This is a genomic window from Elstera litoralis (genome assembly GCF_000963705.1).
Taxonomy (GTDB): domain Bacteria; phylum Pseudomonadota; class Alphaproteobacteria; order Elsterales; family Elsteraceae; genus Elstera; species Elstera litoralis.
This window is the reverse complement of sequence record NZ_LAJY01000407.1, coordinates 1-3,880: the sequence shown is the minus strand read 5'-3', so window position 1 is coordinate 3,880 and position 3,880 is coordinate 1. Positions and strand designations below refer to the sequence as shown.

The window sequence follows — 3,880 nt, the reverse complement described above, 5'->3', positions numbered from 1 at the left end:
GATTAAAAGGATCGTAGTTTGAAAATCTGTATTGATCTATCAGTCTCTTTAGCGAATTTTGTTTGAATTTCTTGATTGATTGCCTCTATTTCAGCCAGCTTTTTAGGAAATGTATCACGCTGATAGACAAGAATATTGAGGGCGGCCCGCGCCGCAATGCGCCGTTGAATAATATTGGTAGAATTGTAATTCGTTTCAAACAAGGATCGGCTCAGGCTGAGGGCATCATCATTTTTTCCCAATTTAAAGAGGCCGCCGGTTTTCTTAAGGGCCGCCTCGGCTTTCCATCGTTCTTGAACGCCTGCTGCAAGGGCTGACGTAAGCGTCAGCGCGTCATCAGCATAGGCAATGGCCTTTGAGGGTGTTTCCTGGGTTTCATCGGCAAGGTTGACTAGCGCCGAAACGACCCATAGGCGCACCTCCGGCAGCGGGCTTGTGCGGTAGCGCTGGACAAGAGTTTCGAACCCAGCAAGCCCCTGCTTGCGTTGTTCAGGTGTTCCTTGCCGCAGGTCAAAATTCATATTGTGATAGGCGAGAACGGCCAACTCCTGGGCTTTGGCCCCACGGGTCTCCCGCACGCGGGCCAGCACCTGATTGTAGCCGTCCAGGGCTTCGGGCAGGCGGCGGGGGTCAATCTTCGTTGTATTGGTCGCGGCGTTGAGGAGTGAGGCGCTCACGATCAGATCAATCACCGCATCGGGGTTTTGCCCATACTCGGTAATCACGCGTTTATAGTCGTTATTCGCGGCCACCCAATCGGGCGGCGTGAGCGTTTCGAAGGCGCGGGCGCGGTTAAACAGAGCATTCGCCCGGTTATATTCGCTTTCCACCGTTGGCGGCGTGCGGACCGGGTCGGCGAGCCGGTCGAGCAGTTCTTGATAGGCCGGATCGCGCGGCGATAGGCCTTTCATTGCCTTCGCAACATCGGCGACGGTCGCGTTCGGCGGCAGGGCTGGTTGCGTGGCGCAGCTTGCCAAGGCTAGGGCGAAACCACAGATCACAAGAGTCTGGCACAGGCGCATGGGCTGAACTCTCACGATCAGTCGGCAGAAGGCATTATTATAAATTTTTAACCATTCTTCTGCAACGCCGCGTTGTGCCGATCTTGCCCAGGCATGAAAAAACGGGGCCGTTGCCGACCCCGTTTCTCAACACTCGAAACCAGCCACCGTTTAGTAGCGGTAATGTTCCGGCTTATACGGCCCTTGATTGTCGATGCCGAGGTAATCGGCCTGGGCGACGGTCAGTTGCGTTAGCTTCGCGCCAACTTTGGCGAGATGCAGGGCGGCGACTTTTTTCGTCGAGATGCTTCGGCAGGGTGTAAACCTTGCGCTCGTAATTCGCCGAGTTCTGCCACAGTTCGATTTGCGCCAGCACCTGATTGGTGAAGGAGGCGGACATCACGAAGCTCGGGTGGCCCGTGCCGCAACCGAGGTTCACCAAGCGGCCTTCGGCCAGGACGATCAGGCGCTTGCCGTCCGGGAAGACGACCTCATCCACCTGCGGCTTCACATTTTCCCATTTGTAATTCCGCAGCGAGCCGATTTGGATTTCGCTATCGAAATGGCCGATGTTGCAGACAATCGCCCGGTCTTTCATATCGCGCATGTGATCGAGGGTAATCACGTCGATATTGCCGGTGGCGGTGACGAAGATATCGCCCAAGGGGGCGGCTTCTTCCATCGTGACGACCTGATAGCCTTCCATCGCGGCTTGCAGCGCGCAGATCGGATCGACTTCCGTTACCATCACCCGCGCGCCCTGGCTGCGCAGCGAGGCGGCGGAGCCCTTGCCCACGTCGCCATAACCGGCCACCACGGCGACCTTACCGGCCATCATCACGTCGGTGGCGCGCTTGATGCCATCGACCAGGCTTTCGCGGCAACCGTAGAGATTGTCGAACTTCGACTTGGTGACGCTATCGTTCACATTGATGGCCGGAACCTTCAGCGTGCCCGCTTTCGACATTTCATAGAGGCGATGCACGCCCGTGGTGGTTTCTTCCGAAATACCGCGAATATCATCGAGCAACGCCGGGAAGCGCTGATGCAGCACCAGCGTTAAATCGCCGCCGTCATCCAGCACCATATTCGGGCGCCACCCGTTCGGGCCTTCGATGGTCTGGTCGATGCACCACCAGAATTCTTCTTCCGACATGCCCTTCCAGGCGAAAACCGGAATCCCGGCTTCGGCCATTGCGGCGGCGGCTTGGTCTTGCGTCGAGAAAATATTGCACGACGACCAGCGCACTTCCGCGCCCAAGGCGGTGAGGGTTTCGATCAGAACCGCCGTTTGAATGGTCATATGCAGCGAGCCCGCAATGCGCGCGCCCTTCAGCGGCTGCGCCTTGCCATATTCGGCGCGCAGGGCCATCAGGCCGGGCATTTCGGTTTCGGCGATACGGATTTCCTTACGGCCCCAATCGGCCAGGGACATATCCTTAACTTTATAATCGGCGCTCATGATCTTCCTTCCGGCGGCACGGCCTGCTTCGGGGGGAGCAAGCATGTATCAGGACATAAAGATACCTTTATGTCGCCTCCTTATACGGACGTGCCAGCGGAAGGGCAAGCGCTAGAATTTATTCTTCGCGCCGATGAAACCCGACTTTGCCGCCTCGCCCGCGCAGGCATAGGCACCGTCTTTGGTTTTGCCGAAATAGCGGTTGCCCGGCTCGAAGGATTTGCCGGAATTGGGGTTGAGCCAGACGACCGAATTCTTGCCGCCGCAGCCTTTTTTCGGCCAAGGCGAGATCGGTAAAGCTTTGGCCGGGCAGGGCCTTGGTCAGGGCGGCGGCTTTGGCGGCGGTCGAGACATCGGCCTTCGGGGCGGGCGTGCCGAGCTTCGGCGTTTCCACTTTGGGGGCTGCGACTTTCGGCAGGCTCGGCACGCCGTTCGGCAGCGGCGTTTGCGCCAGGGTGGCGGTGGCAGCAAGGGTCAGAACGGCGGCGGTCAGCACGATCGACAGGCGGGGCATACCCAATCTCCTTAAGCGAAAAACTGTCCGATCCTATCACCCTTGCGCGAGAATTTCTGCTTTCCTCCGGCGCTTGGTGCAAAAGGCGGCGAGGCGCAGCAGGCCCGCGACGGCGAGCAAACCGAGGGCGACGCCATAGAGCGGATCGACGGGCACGCGCTTACCGAAGGCGACGGCGAAGCTGATCCACAGAAACCATAGCCCGGTGCGGTGCAGCGCGCGCCACGGCCTGCCGCCCCGCCAGCGCGCCGCGCCGTTCCACGAGGTCGCGGCCATCAGCAGAATGAAGCCATAGGCCATGCCGCCGCTGACGATGGAGCCGGGGTTGGTCAGCGTCCAGAACAGCGCCGGGGCGTGTTGGGCGAGGCCGATAATCGCCACCCCATGGACCGCGTGGGAGAGGGCGAAACTCAGCCCCAGCCAGCGGCGGACGCGCAGCAATCCGGTCGCTGCCACACTCGGCCACAGGGTTTGCAGAGGGGCGGCGAGAAAGGCCAGCAGGAAGAGCGCGAGGGAGGTGCGCGCCGTGCCGCGAATGATCCAGCGCAGCGCTTCGGTCAAATCGGGGGCACGCGCCAGGGCGAGCGCGCTCCCGGCGCTCAAGGCGAGGGCGGTGAGCAAGAGCAAAATAGGGCCTCGGCGCATCATATTCTTCCTAGCCTAGTAACGTGAGGTATCGTGTTGCTAGGTATAAACACTTTCTTGAACCCTAGCAAGCCTAGGCTTATGCTGCGGGGATGGACGCGGAAATGCTCAAAGGCCATCTCGATACGATCCTGCTCGCGGCGCTGCGGGCGGGCGAGGCGCATGGCTATGCGATTATCGACACGATTCGGGCGGGCAGCGGCGGCACTTTCGATCTGCCCGAAGGCACCATCTACCCGGCCTTGCATCGGCTGGAGG

The 3,880-nt window shown here is 59.8% G+C and carries 4 protein-coding genes and 1 pseudogene; 1 reads left to right on the top strand and 4 read right to left on the bottom strand.

Annotated elements, in window-relative coordinates:
• Positions 1–2 precede the first annotated feature (2 nt).
• The 4 genes and pseudogenes from VZ95_RS14570 to VZ95_RS14555 all read right to left on the bottom strand — a co-directional run bounded on the left by VZ95_RS14570 (position 3) and on the right by VZ95_RS14555 (position 3,604).
• Positions 3–830, bottom strand: a complete 828-nt coding sequence (locus VZ95_RS14570) for a hypothetical protein (RefSeq protein WP_156995318.1) — start codon at positions 828–830, stop codon at positions 3–5.
• Positions 831–1,172: 342 nt separating this feature from the next.
• Positions 1,173–2,463: pseudogene (ahcY, locus tag VZ95_RS14565) on the bottom strand (adenosylhomocysteinase).
• A gap of 118 nt (positions 2,464–2,581) precedes the next feature.
• The gene (locus VZ95_RS14560; protein ID WP_045776501.1) at positions 2,582–2,977 is read right to left on the bottom strand and encodes a hypothetical protein; all 396 of its coding nucleotides are present in this window, start codon (positions 2,975–2,977) and stop codon (positions 2,582–2,584) included.
• 36 nt (positions 2,978–3,013) lie between these two features.
• Positions 3,014–3,604, bottom strand: coding sequence for a ferric reductase-like transmembrane domain-containing protein (locus tag VZ95_RS14555; RefSeq protein WP_198148318.1), 591 nt, complete (start codon positions 3,602–3,604; stop codon positions 3,014–3,016).
• 110 nt (positions 3,605–3,714) lie between these two features.
• Between VZ95_RS14555 and VZ95_RS29350 the strand changes: the two genes are divergently transcribed.
• Positions 3,715–3,880: PadR family transcriptional regulator (locus VZ95_RS29350; protein WP_045776499.1), on the top strand; the 166-nt coding region annotated here is incomplete at its 3' end.